This is a genomic window from Qipengyuania sp. (assembly GCF_965277845.1).
Classification (GTDB): Bacteria; Pseudomonadota; Alphaproteobacteria; order Sphingomonadales; family Sphingomonadaceae; genus Qipengyuania.
In genome coordinates this window covers 783,140-799,015 of record NZ_OZ255844.1, presented here as the reverse complement: position 1 = coordinate 799,015, position 15,876 = coordinate 783,140, and the positions used below count along the sequence as shown (strand labels likewise).

12 protein-coding genes, 1 tRNA gene and 1 pseudogene are annotated in these 15,876 nt (G+C 60.4%); 10 read left to right on the top strand and 4 right to left on the bottom strand.

Annotated features, from left to right (window positions below; genetic code table 11):
- The first annotated feature begins 23 nt into the window (after positions 1 to 23).
- Positions 24 to 110 (top strand) — tRNA-Leu (locus tag ACQY4G_RS03910).
- A 165-nt stretch (positions 111 to 275) separates the two neighbouring features.
- Positions 276 to 1,499 carry a tyrosine-type recombinase/integrase gene (locus ACQY4G_RS03905; RefSeq protein ID WP_421993152.1) on the top strand — a complete coding sequence of 408 codons (1,224 nt, stop codon included), beginning with the start codon at positions 276 to 278 and terminating at the stop codon, positions 1,497 to 1,499.
- 136 nt (positions 1,500 to 1,635) lie between these two features.
- Here the strand turns inward: ACQY4G_RS03905 and ACQY4G_RS03900 are convergent, their stop codons facing one another.
- From ACQY4G_RS03900 to ACQY4G_RS03890, 3 genes are all read right to left on the bottom strand, one after another.
- Complete coding sequence (locus ACQY4G_RS03900; protein ID WP_067695924.1) at positions 1,636 to 1,830, bottom strand: DUF6961 family protein; 195 nt, start codon at positions 1,828 to 1,830, stop codon at positions 1,636 to 1,638.
- Positions 1,821 to 2,372 (bottom strand): thermonuclease family protein, encoded by a 552-nt coding sequence (locus ACQY4G_RS03895; RefSeq protein WP_197458270.1) that lies wholly within the window; start codon positions 2,370 to 2,372, stop codon positions 1,821 to 1,823. Before ACQY4G_RS03895 ends, ACQY4G_RS03900 begins: the two co-directional genes overlap by 10 nt.
- Positions 2,373 to 2,436: 64 nt before the next feature.
- Positions 2,437 to 3,021 carry a lytic transglycosylase domain-containing protein gene (locus ACQY4G_RS03890; RefSeq protein ID WP_063506971.1) on the bottom strand — a complete coding sequence of 195 codons (585 nt, stop codon included), beginning with the start codon at positions 3,019 to 3,021 and terminating at the stop codon, positions 2,437 to 2,439.
- A 138-nt stretch (positions 3,022 to 3,159) separates the two neighbouring features.
- On the opposite strand from ACQY4G_RS03890, the gene ACQY4G_RS03885 reads away from it, so the two are divergent.
- From ACQY4G_RS03885 to ACQY4G_RS03865, 5 genes are all read left to right on the top strand, one after another.
- Complete coding sequence (locus ACQY4G_RS03885) at positions 3,160 to 4,068, top strand: DUF7146 domain-containing protein (RefSeq protein ID WP_153038146.1); 909 nt, start codon at positions 3,160 to 3,162, stop codon at positions 4,066 to 4,068.
- Positions 4,069 to 4,143: 75 nt separating this feature from the next.
- Positions 4,144 to 8,391, top strand: coding sequence for a strawberry notch-like NTP hydrolase domain-containing protein (locus ACQY4G_RS03880; RefSeq protein ID WP_421993150.1), 4,248 nt, complete (start codon positions 4,144 to 4,146; stop codon positions 8,389 to 8,391).
- A gap of 104 nt (positions 8,392 to 8,495) precedes the next feature.
- The gene (locus tag ACQY4G_RS03875; RefSeq protein ID WP_067695916.1) at positions 8,496 to 10,469 is read left to right on the top strand and encodes a ParB/RepB/Spo0J family partition protein; all 1,974 of its coding nucleotides are present in this window, start codon (positions 8,496 to 8,498) and stop codon (positions 10,467 to 10,469) included.
- Positions 10,470 to 10,774: 305 nt separating this feature from the next.
- On the top strand, positions 10,775 to 11,518 hold the full coding sequence (locus ACQY4G_RS03870) for a recombinase family protein (RefSeq protein ID WP_067695913.1): 744 nt from the start codon (positions 10,775 to 10,777) through the stop codon (positions 11,516 to 11,518).
- Between the two features lie 458 nt (positions 11,519 to 11,976).
- Entirely contained in the window at positions 11,977 to 12,426 is a 450-nt protein-coding gene (locus tag ACQY4G_RS03865) for a hypothetical protein (protein WP_067695907.1), read from the top strand.
- A gap of 35 nt (positions 12,427 to 12,461) precedes the next feature.
- Here the strand turns inward: ACQY4G_RS03865 and ACQY4G_RS03860 are convergent.
- A pseudogene (locus ACQY4G_RS03860) lies at positions 12,462 to 13,812 on the bottom strand (IS3 family transposase).
- A 107-nt stretch (positions 13,813 to 13,919) separates the two neighbouring features.
- Here ACQY4G_RS03860 and ACQY4G_RS03855 point away from each other — a divergent pair.
- From ACQY4G_RS03855 to ACQY4G_RS03845, 3 genes are all read left to right on the top strand, one after another.
- On the top strand, positions 13,920 to 14,543 hold the full coding sequence (locus ACQY4G_RS03855) for a hypothetical protein (protein WP_067695897.1): 624 nt from the start codon (positions 13,920 to 13,922) through the stop codon (positions 14,541 to 14,543).
- A gap of 44 nt (positions 14,544 to 14,587) precedes the next feature.
- Complete coding sequence (locus ACQY4G_RS03850; protein WP_157075206.1) at positions 14,588 to 14,950, top strand: hypothetical protein; 363 nt, start codon at positions 14,588 to 14,590, stop codon at positions 14,948 to 14,950.
- A gap of 127 nt (positions 14,951 to 15,077) precedes the next feature.
- Positions 15,078 to 15,875, top strand: a complete 798-nt coding sequence (locus tag ACQY4G_RS03845; protein WP_083508390.1) for a Fic family protein — start codon at positions 15,078 to 15,080, stop codon at positions 15,873 to 15,875.
- The last annotated feature ends 1 nt before the right edge of the window (position 15,876 follow it).

Sequence of the window (15,876 nt, the reverse complement as noted above, 5' to 3'; positions counted from 1 at the left end):
GACGACCGGCCAGCGACAAGTGTGCCCAGATGGCGGAATTGGTAGACGCACCGTCTTCAGGTGGCGGCGCTCGCAAGGGCGTGGAGGTTCGAGTCCTCTTCTGGGCACCATTTGTTCTTCTCACGTTCTCCCAAATAATCTATAAAACCCGCAGAAATCCTAGGGATTTGGCCCTTGGATCGTTCCGGATCGTCCCGCCTGTTCTCGGGGGTTCCAGACACTTTTGTGGGCCTTTTGAGGCCGTTTCGCAAAGGCCCAGATGAAAAGGCCCCCACATGCCGCTGACAGATACTCGCCTCCGCGCACTCAAGCCCAAGGATAAGCCGTACAAGGTAACCGATGAGCGCGGCCTATATGTTGAGGTCACGCCGACCGGCGGCAAACTTTGGCGATTCCGATACCGGATCGGCGGCGCGCAAAAGAAGCTCTGCATCGGCAGCTATCCCGACATCAGCCTCAAGCAAGCGCGAGACGCGGCCTACGAGGCGCGACGAGCTGTTGCTTCAGGGGGCGACCCGGCTTTTGAGAAGCGGAAGCGGAAAATCCGCGCAGAGTTCCTTTCTGCACAGACGTTCGAGGCAGTCGCACGTGAGTATATTGAACAGATGATGGTCCAGAACGGCCGCGCCGATGGCACGATCGTCAAGGCCAACTATTTCCTCGACAAGCTTGCGCCTGCCATCGGGAACCGACCCATCAACGAGATCGAGCCGTTCGAAGTTCTGGCTCCCCTCAAACGGCTGGAAGCCACCGGTAAGCACGAGACTGCGAAGAAATGTCGGTCGTTCGCAGGCCGCGTGTTTCGCTACGGTGTTGCTACCACCCGCTGCAAATCCGATCCGACCAGTATGCTGAAGGGCGCTCTCGTAACGCCGAGAGCCACGCATTATGCAGCAATCCTCGAGCCCACCGAGCTAGGTGGGCTGCTGCGCGCAATCGACGACTTTACTGGCTACATGGTGACGAAGTTGGCCTTGCAGATAGCGCCGCATGTGTTCGTACGCCCCGGCGAACTCCGGCACGCCGAATGGCATGAGATCGACCTCGTCGATGGGGTCTGGAAGATCCCTGCCGGTAAAATGAAAGCGCGCCGAGCGCATGCCGTCCCACTTTCCAAGCAGGTTAGAGGCTATCTCACTGATCTGGCCGAGATGCTCGGCCGCGAAGGATATGTTTTCCCATCTGCGCGCAGCTCCAAGCGTCCCATGAGTGAAAACACGCTCAATGCCGCATTCCGTCGCATGGGATACTCGAAGGAAAAAGTCACCGCTCATGGACTCCGGGCGACAGCATCGACATTCCTGAACGAGTCGGGCCTTTGGAATCCTGATGCGATCGAGCGTGCCTTGGCACATGGCGACAGCAATGTTGTGCGTGGCATCTACCATCGCGGCAAGCATTGGGACGAGCGCGTGCGGATGGCTCAATGGTGGAGCGACTACCTCGATGAGCTCCGGACTGGAGGAAAGGTCATCATGGGGAAGTTTGCGAAGGGTTGATCGGGAGATCGAATTTCTTCTCAGCCAGTGCAGGATTGAAGGCTCAGGACCAGCCCTATCAGGGACACTGACGCGAGCAAGGCGAACTCAATTCTGATGCCCCAGACCTTAAGCCACTTCCGCATCGTGCCGAGCCTCAGTTCGTAGAGCTTTGGCAGCTAAGCTGATCGAACCGTTCAGCAACAGTCTTCCACGTTGCTATGCCAGCCTCGTCCCCTTCGTTGGATAGCCGCTGGATTTGCTGCGCGATATACGCGGTTCCCTCTCCGCCATGGTTCTTTTCGACCCAGAGCGCGACGGCCCACAATTCCTGATCGCGGTTCAGCACCATGGTTCACGTCTCCCGGTCCAGGTTCGCGCCAGGCCTTCGCTGACCAGCTGATCGCCAAGCGAGCGGCCGCCGCGCGTTACAACCCGCAATTTGCGACCGTACTGATCCTCGTCTCTGCTACCGATGGTCCTCAGTTCAAAGGGCCCGCCATTCAGCAATTCGACAAGGCGGTGCGTCGCGCGCATGCCGAGCTGGTATTCATAGTCGCAACGAGGCTCGCTGATCTCGGGAGTGTCGATGTCGGCAATCCGGATTTTCACGCCATCAAGCCAGAAAGTATCTCCATCCACGACGCATGTGCGCCGGACGGATCCGCAGATGTCGAATTGTGGGGAGCTTGCTTGCTGGAATAAAGCCTGAGGCTGCTGATCGTCGTTAGCAAGGCTGGCATCATGGACTGACCAGTTGAGTGCCAGCATCCCTCCAGCAAATACGATCGCGAATGCTCCCAAACCCAACGCGATCTCCTTTCTCAGCTTCCGGCGCTTCTGTGCCTTCAACGCCTTGCGAAAGTCGAACGGCTCACCGGGGGTCTCATTCACTGGCGTTGTCCGTCTTCATTCCGGCACATGATTTCAGACAATAGCCGGAAATCAGGTAGTTTCGTCAATTGTACGTACCAATTGCTTGCCAACGTCCCAACACAGACCGGACATATTGCGGCGTTTCACCATTGTTGGGAATGCCGCGTGATCGGGAGACGGCACCTGGGCCCGCATTGTAAGCAGCCAAGGCCAGGTGGACCGCGTCGAACCGGTCCAACATGTCGCGAAGGTACCTGGCGCCACCGTCGATCGATGCAAGAGGGTCATGACGGTTCCGGACGCCCAGTTCTCGCGCCGTGGCTGGCATAAGCTGAGCAAGCCCGGCAGCACCGGCTGGACTCACAGCCATCGGATTGAAGCGGGACTCAGCCCAGATGAGAGCACGAAGCAGATTGGTCGGAAGCCCGTAACGGCGCTCGGCCTCGGCTATTGCCGCCATATACAGGCCTTCCCGGTAGGATACGTCTGCTGGCCCTGTTTGGTAGATTGCAGGTAGATATTGCCTTGCCGGCTGCTGGTCCGTCTTTGGTGGAACGATCGCGTGCTCGAACAAAGTGAAATCCTGGGCGCGGACCTGCTGTGAGGAGGTCGCGATCATCCCCAGACAGGCGACCGCTATCGCAGTCAGACGATTGAGGGAGGTCATCTCGACTTGTGCTCCATTGATTCGAATCGAAAGAGAACATAGATAGAACATATCCCTGTAGGAAAGCGGCGAACGCCTGCCTTTGGGAGAGGAGAGGAGCGCTGATGAGGGGGCTACTTTGCATGCTGAGGAGCTCGCATGTCCCTGTCTGTCCAAACTCATCCCAACCGGTCGCTTGCCGAGACCGCCCGTCGCATTTGCGAATCGCGAGGGGGCAAATGGTCCGGCACAAAGGGCATGGCCTGTTGCCCCGCGCATGATGACCGCACGCCGTCACTCGGTGTGTCGCTCGGTCGACAGGCTATCCTTTTCCATTGCTTTGCGGGATGTGATCAGCAGAGCGTATTGTCTGCATTGGCGCGTGAAGGTTTCGAGGCACCGGCGCTCTTTTCAGCTTCTGCGACTACCGAAGGTCCCGAGCAGACCAGAACGCGCAAACCCTCGGCGGCAGCGCTGAGGATCTGGCGCGATGCACAGCCACTGCGTGCCAGCCCGGCAAAGGCATATCTGGAGAGCCGCGGCATCCTTGCCGCATCTCCGGCGCTCCGCTTCCATTCACGAACGCCGCTTGGTCCGAAAGGACGAACCCGCTTTTTGCCGGCGATGATTGCGGCGGTCAACCTCGACGAGGGGCCGATCGCCATCCATCGCACTTTCCTTTCGGGCGATGCCAAGGCTGATTTCGACAAGCCGAAGCGCGCGCTTGGCGCGCTCGGTGAAGCTGCTGTTCGTCTCTTCGCTCCGGCCTCCGGCCTGCTCGGCCTTGCTGAAGGGATCGAGAGCGCAATGTCGGCTTATGCTCTTACCGGCATCCCCGTCTGGGCGACCCTGGGCAATGAGCGCTTCGGTCTCGTCAGCGTGCCTGAGAGCGTGACCGAGCTTCACCTCTTCGTCGATCACGATGCTGGCGGCGAGCTGGCTGCGTCGCGTGGCCTGGCCGCTTATGCCCGCGATGGGCGGACGATCCACGTTCGCAAACCATCCTCACGCGACACCGACTGGAACGATGAACTTACAGCATGGCTGCGCCGCAAAGCGGCGCGGTAGAGGAGAGAGAGCTTCTCGAATTCCTGATCCGGCAGAGGGCGTGTCCCGATGCCCCCATCAGGAGGACGAATTGCCATGTTTCAATCAGACCTGTTTCCCGCCGGCGAGCAGTTGCCGTCCATGCCCTTGGCCTATGCCATCGGCACCCGAGTTGCCGCGCTTCTTGCTTCGGGACGTCATCTTACCCGTACCGACATTTCCGGGCTGTTCGCCGAGGAGACTGGATCTTTGGACTGGGGAAGCGCCTGGACCATCGCTGACTACAATAACGCGGTCGAGATCGGCGCACTGCTCTGGTTGCGAGAGTCCTCACGGATCGATCTGGCGACGAACGTGCATGAAGCCGAAGCGCGGTTCGACTGGCTCCAAGCTGCCTTTCCGCCGCGGCATGTGCGCAGCGAAGCACAGGTCGAGCTCCAGCAGTTCTCGACCCCGCCAATGCTGGCCTGGCTGATGGCGAAGGCCGCAGCTGGCTGCGCGCAAGACACGCTCCTCGAACCGTCCGCAGGCAATGGTGCCCTTGCTCTTTGGGGCAGCGTCCAGAACGCTTCGCTGCTCCTCAACGAGATCGATCCGGCAAGACGAGACGGTCTGGCCCACGTCTTCCCCACGGCCACCATCACTGCGCATGACGGGGAACTGATCGCCGACTTGCTTCGCGGCCCTGTTCCGTCTGCCGTGCTGATGAACCCGCCGTTCGCTCACAGCCTGGAACGCGGCAAGGACGGTGAGACCGCTATGCGTCACCTACGCGGTGCAATCCGGGCCGCTGCTAATCGGGCGAGGATCGTCGCCATTATGCCTGAAGGCTTCGACGCCTCCGCCTTCGCCAAGGAACAGGACGAAGCATCGCTGCTCCTCGATGTTCGCCTGCAGCAGATGTTTCGCCGGACAGGGACGGGGATCGCTGTTCGCCTGGTTGTGTTCGACAAGACGCCGACTGCGTCCTCGCCTGCGATCACCGGAGATACTGCCGACCTCATCTCGCTCCACGAGCTTATCACTGCGCTTCCGCCACGCATACAGACCCCCGCCAACATCCACCGCCTGCCGCTCGGCAAGCCAGTGCGCCTCGTTGGCAAGACTTCGGCCCAAAGCGCGCCGGTTCGGCCGGTGGCGCCGTTCGCCGCGACACCAGCAGCCACGGCGAATGCGATCGACCTTGCCTATTCGGTCCTCGCCGACCCCGCGCCTGTGCCCGAACAGGCAGGCATCTACCTGCCTTACCGGCCCAGCCGCATCGCGTTCGAAGGCGCTCCGGCCCATCCCACCCCGCTCGTGGAATCGGTCGCCATGGGTTCGGTCGCGGCACCGCAGCCCGATGTTTGCCCGCGCCTTCCCGCATGTTGGCAGGCCGATGGCCTGCTGTCCGAAGCGCAATGCGAGACACTGGTCTACGCTGCCCAGGCATTTGCGCGCGATCTTCCGGGTCAGTTCAAGGTGAGCCAGGAAGGCACCTCGCTGGAACTCTCCGAGGACGGACACTCCTACCGCCAAGGCTTCTTCCTCGGCGACGGAACCGGAGCGGGCAAAGGACGGCAGATCGCCGCGGTCATCATGGATCGCTGGCTCGCAGGCGAGCGCCGACATGTCTGGATCACCAAGAACGAGGCGCTGCTCGAAGATGCACGCCGCGACTGGGAGGCGCTTGGCGGGCTGCCGCTCGATCTCCAGCCGCTCTCGCGCTGGAAACTCGGCCAGCCCGTAACGATGTCCGAAGGCATTCTCTTCGTCACCTATCCAACGCTGCGCTCGGGCCGCGCCGAGGATACGCGGCTCGACCAGATCCTTGCCTGGGCGGGCGAGGATTTCGACGGTGTGATCGCCTTTGACGAAGCCCACGCGATGGCCAATGCGCTTGGGGGCTCTTCAACCCGCGGCAAGGTCAAGGGCTCCGAACAGGGCATGGCGGGCCTCAGGTTGCAAAACCATCTCCCACGCGCCCGCGTGCTCTACGCGTCTGCCACTGGCGCTTCGGATATCGCCAACCTCGGTTACACTTCCCGCCTCGGCCTTTGGGGACCCGAGACCGCCTTTCCGACCCACGAGGCATTCATGACCGAGATCCGCGCTGGCGGCGTCGCGGCGATGGAGCTCGTCGCCCGTGATCTCAAGGCCCAGGGTCTCTATCTTGCCCGTGCGCTGTCCTTCGCCGGGGTCGAGTACGAGATCCTCGAACACAGCCTGACCGAAGCGCAGATAAAAATCTATGATGCCTATGCTGATGCCTGGGCGATCATTCACCGCAACCTCGAAGCTGCGCTCGAAGCAACCCGCGTGGTCGACGAGGACAGCGGCGACACGCTCAACCGCAATGCCAAGGCTGCGGCGCTATCGATCTTCGAAGGCACCAAGCAGCGCTTCTTTGCCCAGCTCCTGCTTTCGATGAAATTGCCGAGCCTGATCCCCGCGATGGAAGTAGCGCTTGGCGAAGAGCATTCGGTTGTCGTGCAGCTGGTCTCGACCGCCGAGGCCATGCTCGACCGGCGCCTTGCCGACCTTACCGTGGAAGAACGCGAAGCTCTCGATATCGATCTGTCCCCGCGTGAATACGTCATCGACTACCTTACGAAGAGCTTCCCGATACGATTGATGCAGGTCTTCGCCGACGAGGACGGCAATCTTCGCTCCGAGGCGATGAGCGACGGAGAGGGCAATCCCGTTTTCTGCCCGCGCGCCATTGCTGCGCGCGATGCGCTGATCGAACAGCTTTGCGCACTGCCGCCCATCGCCACTGCGCTCGATGCGATTATCGAACATTTCGGAACCGACGCCGTGGCCGAAGTCACGGGCCGGACCCGCAGGCTTGTCCTCGGCCGCGATGGTGAGCAGCGCCTCGAACGGCGTAGCCCCAGCGCCAATGTCGCCGAAGCGCAAACCTTCATGGAAGGGACCAAGCGCATCCTGGTCTTCTCGGATGCGGGCGGCACGGGGCGTTCCTATCATGCCGACTTGGGCGCCAGGAACCAGCAGCGCCGGGTTCACTTCCTGCTTGAACCGGGATGGCGCGCCGACAACGCCATCCAGGGCCTTGGTCGCACGAACCGCACCAATCAGGCCTCAGCCCCGCTGTTCCGCCCGGTCACCACAGATGTGAAGGGCGAGCGCCGGTTCATCTCGACTATTGCGCGAAGGCTCGACGCTTTGGGCGCGCTTACGCGCGGCCAGCGCCAGACCGGCGGACAGAACCTGTTCGACCCGGCCGACAATCTCGAAAGCGATTATGCGCGCGACGCGCTCAGCCGCTGGTTCCAGCTGCTCTATGACGGCAAGCTCGAAGCCACCACTTTCGGCCACTTCGTCGAGCGAACGGGCCTCCGTCTCGAAAACCCAGATGGGGGACTGACCGACAATCTCCCCACGATCCAGCGCTGGCTCAACCGCATCCTCGCGCTGCCGATCGCGCTCCAGAACGCCATCTTCGATGAATATCTTGGCCTCGTCGAAGCGCGGATCGAAGCCGCGCGCGAGGCCGGAACGCTCGATCAGGGACTGGAAACCGTGAAGGTCGATCGTTTCACGGTCCTCGCCGATGAACTCCTGCGCACCGACCCCGTGACCGGAGCGGAAACCCGCCTCGTCTCGCTCGAAGTGACGAGGCACCTGCGGCCTCTGCGCCTGCAGCGCCTGCTACGGATGCACGAGATTGGCAGCCCGCACGCAATCCCGATGCGCAATGCGCGCTCGGGCAAGGTCGCGCTGTCGATACCAGCCCGGCGTCTCATCGCCGACGACGGGGAGGTGATCGAACGTCGGCGCCTGCTGCGACCGCTCAAGTCCGCGAACTGGACGCTTGAGGCACTGGGTGAAAGCCACTGGGAAGAAACTGGCGTCACCGCGTTCACGAGCGCCTGGCGTGCCGAGGAAGAAGAGGCTGGCGCTTCACCGGTGACCGAGCGCGTCCATCTCGCTACCGGGCTGCTGCTCCCGGTCTGGAAGCGCCTGTCTGGCGATCATGTCCGGGTCACCCGGCTCGTTGCCGAGGACGGCCAGTCGATCATCGGACGTGAAGTGCTCGATGTTGATCTCTTTGCGATTTCCAAAACCTTTGGCCTGTCCGGGGTTACCGGACCATCGGCAGAGCAGATCGGCGACCTCGTCCTCGCAAGCGGAAAACCGCTGGGCCTCGCAAGCCATGATCCACTTACCGTGAAGCGCTCGTTGGTCGGCGGCGAACAGCGCCTCGAACTGACTGGCTTCTCGCCCGATCGGCTCGACTGGTACAAGAACAAGGGCTGCTTCACCGAGATTATCCGATACCGCACGCGGCTGTTCGTGCCAGTCTCCGCAGCCTCGTCGGTCCTCCCCGCGCTTGCCGCCTGATCCCTCGGGCAGACCCCAATCTCAGAATGAGAGTGGAGGGAGCCCTTTGGGCTTGTGGGCCTCGTGATCCTCACCTGCGCCTGCATCCTATCAGGAGAACACCCATGATCCAGTCAATTCCCTTGAAGAAGCTCGTCCCGAGTCCGCGCAACGTTCGCAAGTCGAGCGACGTGCTGGCCGACCTCCAGTTGCGGGCAGACATTGCTGCGCGCGGCCTGCTGCAGAACCTCGTCGTGCGCAAAGGAAAGCGCGGCAAGTTCGAGGTCGAGGCCGGCGGTCGCCGTCTCACCGCGCTGCAGGCGCTGGCCGAAGAGGGCACCTTGCCTGACACGCACGAAGTCACTTGCCTCGTTATCGAAGGCGAGGAAAGCGAAGTGCGCGAAGCAAGTCTTGCCGAGAACTTCCAGCGCCTCGCGATGAACCCCGCCGACGAGGCGCAGGCCTTCGCCTCCATCATCGAGGCAGGGGCTACCACGGAAAACGTGGCGCGCCGCTTCGGCCTCACTGTCCGGTTCGTCGAAGGACGTCTGCGCCTTGCAAGTCTCGCGCCTTGCGTCTTCGAAGCGCTCGCCGAAGGCACGATCACGCTCGACATGGCCAAGGCCTACGGCGCGATCTCCGACGTGGAGCGCCAGGCGCATGTCTATGCCGAACTGCAGGACGCCTGGTACCAGATCACGCCCGACACGATCCGCCGCATGGTGCTCGATGCCACGGTGCGCGGTTCCGATCCGCGTGCTGTTCTCGTCGGACGCGATGCCTATATCGCCGCAGGTGGCCGGATCGAGCGCGAACTGTTCGACGATGATGCCAGCGAGAGCTGGATCGACGTCGCGCTGCTCGAGGACCTAGCGCACAAGGCCATGGACGAAGCCGCAGAAAAGACCGCGCTCGAATATGGACTTGCCTGGATTCGGCCGACCCTTGGCAATTACGTCAGCCACGACCTTGTTGAAGGTCTGAGCCGTCTGCCTTGCGAGCCTGCGCCGATGACCGAACAGGAAGCGAAGGAACTTGGCGAGCTCGAGGCCGACTACGACCGCGTCGCCGCTGTGCTCGAAGACGAGGACAGCGACGAGGATGAGGTCGCCAAGGCCGAACAGGAACTCGTGGTAATCGACCGCGCCATGCGCGCGATCAATGATCGGCCGCCGGTACTCGCCGACGAGCTGAAATCCGAAGCTGGCGCCTTCCTAGTCCTCTCGCGAAATGGCGAGCCGACATTGGTCCAGCAATACTACACCGAGACCGAAGTCATCGCTGACGAATGTGTGGTCGAGGCCGTCGAGGAGAGCGGAGCGGCGAAGCCTAAAGGGAGCTCGCTGTCCCAGCGCCTGCTCGACGAGCTCGCGATGCAGCGCCGCGACATCCTCGCGATCCATCTCGCAAACGATCCGGCACTGGCACTCGACTTCATGGTCTTCACGCTCGCCGATGCCGATGGGCACGACTGGCGCGCCAAGAAAGCGTCGACGCTTGTCGGATCGGTAGCGTCCGGCCCGGTCACCGGGTTTGAGGCCAAGGATGCGCCGGCGAGTGCTGCTTTGGCCGAATTCGCGGGGTCGCTCGATGAAAGCTGGCGTGCTGGCGAGAGCGATGTCGAGCGGTTTGCCAGGTTCCGGGCGCTTACCGACGAGGCGCGCTCGGCCTGGCTTGGTCATGTCGTCTCGCGTGCACTCGTTGCCAGTCTTGCCTGCGAAGGCGAGCGTTCGGTGCCGATGCACGAGGCGCTCGGCTCGCTGCTCGAAATCGAGACCGCGCATTGGTGGCGTCCTACGGCTGCCAACTACTTCGACCGTGTTGCCAAGACCCGCACGCTCGAAGCGCTCGATGCCGCTGGTGGTCCCGAAATGGTCAGTCGCTACGCTGCGTCGAAGAAGGCAGAACTCGCGAGCGCTGCCGAACGCATTTTCTCGGGCAACTTCATCGGCGAGGCAGATATCAAGGAACGAGCGCAGGCCTGGGTGCCTTCGAGCATGCGTTTCGCCGGTTCGGAAGAAGTCGAATTGGCCGACCACGAAGGAGACGAGGCGGTGAACGCCGAAGCAACTGACGAAATTGCCGAGCAGGCTGCCTGACCCCTCCTGACAGGTCCAGGTCACTCGGCGGGCGGTCCGTCCCAATCGGGACGGGCCGCCTTTTCCATGCCAGATACTCGGCAGAAAACTATCAGTCCGCGTTTGGGTAAAAAGACAAGAGCAGACCTTGCAATGCTGGCAATCGACTTAGGCTGAAGGTCGATGGCTGATCGCTCCAAGGGGAGCGGTCAGGCGCGAGATGCCCTTGCTCTTCATATAGCCGCATAATTCTCCACATCCGGCGCTTAGACCTTCTCCGCCGATCGCAACGGGGCGATGTTTCGAAGGAATTTCGGAGTTTGCCCATGGATATCGAAGCTATCGCACCGTTGAAACGGTGCGCAATTTACACCCGCAAGAGCACTAACCAGCGCCTCGAACATGATGTCAATTCACTGGTTACGCAGCGCGAAATCAGTAGCGCCTATGTCAAGAGTCAGCAGTACAAGGGTTGGGTCGAGCTGCCCAACCGATACGACGATGGCGGCCATTCGGGGAGCGGAATGGATCGCCCTGCGCTCTCGCAGCTCATGCAGCATATCGAAGCAGGAGAAATCGACGTTGTCGTGGTGTACAAGATCGACCGGCTGACCGGTAGCCTTGCCGATTTCGTTAGGATGATCGAGATCTTCGATCGCCTTAACATAGCTCTGGTCTCCATCTCACAGGCCTTTGATACTTCCGACAGTATGGGCCTGATGATCCTCAATGTGCTGCTTACCTTCTCCCAGTTCGAACGCGAGCTTATCGCGGAAAGGGTGCGCGACAGCATCCGCACGCGCAAGCGGCACGGGAAAATGCACGGTGGTTTGCCGCCATTCGGCTATGTTGCCACTCCTCAGGGGTTAAAGGTCGACGAGCCAGAAGCTGAGATCGTCCGGTTTATCTTCGACGAGTTTCTGCGGACACGGCGATACACCCGCGTCATGACGGCCGTTCGCGAACGGGGTCTTTGCAGCTCGGTCAAGTATTCGCCGCGGGGCAAGCCTCATAACCTGAAGGTCGCAGGTTCAAATCCTGCCCCCGCAACCAACCGACAAAATGATTAAACCATTTTTTTCATAGGGGTTTTTTCTTTGTCTGCGGCACGCATTTGACGCTCAAAACTCCCCCGTGATACACTAAAATGGAGTCGCACAGCGCTCACACAAACGCACACAAAGGGAGGCGCTTTGGAAATACATCGAATCTTAGGTGACAAGGTCCGCCTCTACCGCCGTGCGGACGGCGGTAACTGGCACTGCTCCACATACCTCGACGGCAAGGAGTGGCGCAAAAGCACGAAGCTGCGCAGCCTCGGTCGCGCCAAAGACGTTGCCGAAGATTGGTATCTGGAGCTCTGCGCCAAAAAGAGATTTGGCGAGCTCGAGTCCGGCAAAACCTTTGCTCAGGCCGCAAAGCAATTTGAAAAGAGTACGAAGCGATCACCCGTGGCCGGCGCAGCCCCAAGTGGGTGCAGGGCCACAAAGACCGGATCAGGCTTCATTTACTACCTCACTTCGAAAAGATGCCCGTTAAGAGCATCACCTCCGGCACCGCTCAGGAATACCGTGTGAAGCGGATGACTAAGCCGGAAGGCTGGAACGATGACGAGAAGGAGTGGAAGCCGCCTGCGCGCAACACACTTCACAACGAAGTCGTAACGCTGAGCATGGTGCTGAAGACCGCCTACCGTCACGGATGGATCGAACACGTCCCAGATCTTTCAGATCCTTACCGTCGCCAAACCAAGGTCGAACATCGACCCTGGTTTACGCCAAACGAATATAAGCTATTGTATCAGGCCACGCGATCCAACGCGGCGGACCCGCAGCGTCCGCACTATCGGTGGCATGCGGAGCAGTTGCACGACTTTGTACTTTTCGCGGCCAATACCGGGCTCAGGCCGGACGAGCTCAAACAGCTTGAATTCCGCGATTGTCCGTCGTCAGAACATTTGGCACAACTCGCGGCGTAGGCTTACGGAGTGTGGGCCTTGTCTGGGTTTGATGTTTAGGCGGCGAGCCTGCGGTGTTGCAAGCGCCGATGTTCGAGTGTCTGTCGCTTGATCCTTTCTCTTCGTTCGATGATGGCGGTTGCCCTGCCGAAGTAGGCATCGGCGGCGTCACGTTTTTCAGGCTCTCGTGGTAGCGCTGATGGTTGTAGTGCTCGGCGAAGGCCTTGATCTGCTGTTCGAGATCGCCAGGCAGGAAGTAGTTCTCCAGCAGGACGCGGTTCTTCAGCGTCTGGTGCCACCGCTCGATCTTGCCCTGGGTCTGCGGATGGAAGGGCGCACCGCGTATATGATCCATGGCCTTGCCTTCGAGATAGCTGGCCAGTTCTCCGGCGATGTAACTGGGACCGTTGTCACTGAGCAGGCGCGGCCTGTGCAGGACATTGGCATGGTCGCAGCCTGAGGCGGTCAGTGCCATGTCGAGCGTCTCGGTGACGTCCTCAGCCTTCATCGTCGTGCAGAGCTTCCAGGCGATGATGTAGCGTGAGTAGTCGTCGAGCACAGTCGAGAGGTAGACCCAGCCCCACCCGATGATCTTGAAGTAGGTGAAGTCCGTCTGCCACATCTCGTTGGGCTGGGTGGTCTGGGTGTGGAACGCCTCTGCCGCCTTGATCACCGTGTAGGCCGGGCTGGTGATGAGGTCGTGGGCCTTCAGGAGGCGATAGACCGTGGCTTCCGACACGAAGTAGCGCTTCTCGTCGGTGAAGCGCACGGCCAGCTCGCGCGGGGACAGCTCGGTCTGCTCCAGTGCCATCTCGACGATCTGCTGCTGGATATCGTCTCCGATGCGGTTCCACACCCGGCTCGGCGCTGAAGGGCGGTCCTGAAGCGCCTCGGGCCCGCCCTCGAGGAAGCGATCGTACCAGCGGTAGAAGGTGCGCCTAGCCACACCGAGCTGATCCAGCGTGCGCTTGGCAGGCAGATGCGACTGCTCGACGATCCTGATAATCTCGAGCTTCTCGGATGCGGGATACCTCATTCGTCGTCACCCCCATCCGCGATCATGCTTTTTTTGAGCAGCCGGTTCTCCAAAGTGAGATCGGCCACACACTCCTTCAGATCGCGTGCCTCACGGCGCAAATCCTTCACCTCGTCCGTGGTCGCAGCACGCGCAGTATCGCCAGCCAGGCGACGCTTGCCGGCTTCCATGAACTCCTTGGACCAGGTGTAATACAAGCTCTGGGCGATCCCTTCGCGGCGACACAGCTCGGCGATGGAGTCATCACCGCGCAGGCCATCGAGCACGATCCGGATCTTGTCTTCTGCAGAGAAATGCCGACGGGTCTTGCGGCGGATGTCCTTCACCACCTGCTCGGCAGGCGATTTGGACCTTGAGGATTTGGGCTTCATCTTCGTTCCTTCGTCACTACGACGAAGCCCAAATCCTCCTTAAATCACAACCGCCAATCTGTGCCATAGGTGCTGACGGGGGACACCACACCGAACAGAGCCTTGCGTTGTTCCGCCGCAGCTTTGTCCAGGCAGATGGTGCCTATCAGGCATTCCGCGAGCAGGCGCGCAACAAGGGGCTTCGGCATGCGCAAAACGAACTCCTGAGACGGCCCTCCCAATTTGGCGAGGTCGCGCTTGCGCCTACCCCGGCGGACCTAGAGGCTGTGGCGCCTTCACTGCGAAGCATTCAATATACCGAGAAGAAGATGTTCGAGGTCCGCCTTAGCGCAGACGACACACTTCTTGAAGCTGCCGCGCTGGAACGGGCGATGAGCGAGCATGGCATCTCCGGTCCGCGGTGGCAGCATTCCGCCCGCGCAAGACAGAATAGTCTTGCCGCGCAGATCTCGGCAGGGCGAGACGCACTTGAACGCGCTTTGAGTGAACCCGATGGACGCAGGCTTATTCTGATGGCCGAGGCCCGCGCCGCGAGCATCAAGCTCGATCAAGATACCTACAGGCGTCTTGATCAACACCAGAGGACCAAACTCAAGGCTATTGCGGAAGCTTTAAAGAAACCTGAGAATGCGGAGCGCCTCCGCGCCTTGGAGAAGGCGCGGACCGAGCAAGAGCGAAAACCGTTCCAGGATCAGGCTGATCCTCGAAAGTATCAATACTATCAGCGATGAGCCCGCGCGCTTCCAGACAAGCGCCGGGCGGTATAAATTTCACAGTGGACGCTAACGCCAATCCGCCGCCCGACGCCGTGCCTCTCGAACCTATATTCGAGAGGCTCATTAATCCGAAGACCGGTGAGCAGGTAATTCGACCGCTTGCGCGTAGCGCCACTCGAAATGGCCGCATCTATTTCCAGCCCATGCCGCTCATCTTTGGTGTGCCAGTGCGCGCGAAGATGCCGGTGCGACGGAGCACAATGAGCTTGCCGCCACGCAGCGACGCCGACGGGAAGAACTATGTTTGGGGCGGGCACCTAGAAAAATGCGTCGACCCCGATACCGGGGCAATTTGGTATGAACCGGTGGTCTACATCGTCGAGCAAGCTGCGCATCCAAATGGACGGCTGGTGCCCAAATAGATCCATGTCCGAGGCAAATAAGTCGGCGACAGAGGAGCTTGGGAGCCCACATTCCCTCGTCCCGACTATGACGTTGGCGTCGACGCCGACTAAGTGAAAAAGGGCGTCTACGGGCGCCCTTTTTTCGATGGCTTTGCTCAATAGGGTCGCAATGCGAGAGGACCGATTTACCTTACCGGAATGCTCACCGCACCTGACGGAACGATATTGTGAGCTGGAGAGTGTCGTCACCTCGCTCAACCGATACTACGAAAATGCAGTGTGGCGGAGCTACGGGAGCGAAGTTCGAGCCTCGGGACTCCTGCAAACTGTTTCTTTGCACGATGAGCGCATAGCGACGCATCCTCGGATTTCTTACCGCGCGCCGAGCCTGGCGACCTTTCAAGAAAGGCTATGCTCGGAGCCGGTTCTCGTCGAGCGATGGGAGCAGTTCCTCGATTGGCAAGTCAACCCTGAGTGGGCCATTGAGATGGGCTCAAAATTGCTCGGCGAAGTGGCCCAATTTCGCAACAATGAAATAGTCAAGCCACGGATGGGGCATGTTGCGGGTTGGAAATACATAAATGTAGAGAATTCGCGGCTATGGCATCCGGAATTGAAGAATGTCCGAGCGCGTCGATCCTTTCCTCCGTTGTTGGAGGCGGTAATTCTATACGCGGTCTTCGTAATTTTTCATCCTTTAAAAGAAGGCAATGGACGTGTGGCGCGCGCAATTTTTCATGGAAATCTTGCAAATCGAGGAGTGATTTCAGCACCCTTTCTTCCGCTAGGCCCCATGATTTATCATTATGGAAACTCTTTCACGCCGGCATTCCGCGGCATGGCCCAAGACGGAAGATGGGAGGAATTTCTCCAATTCATGTTAGATCTCATCGAACTCTGCTGCCAATTCACAGCATTGGAGAGAGGTATCTCGGAGCTTTAGA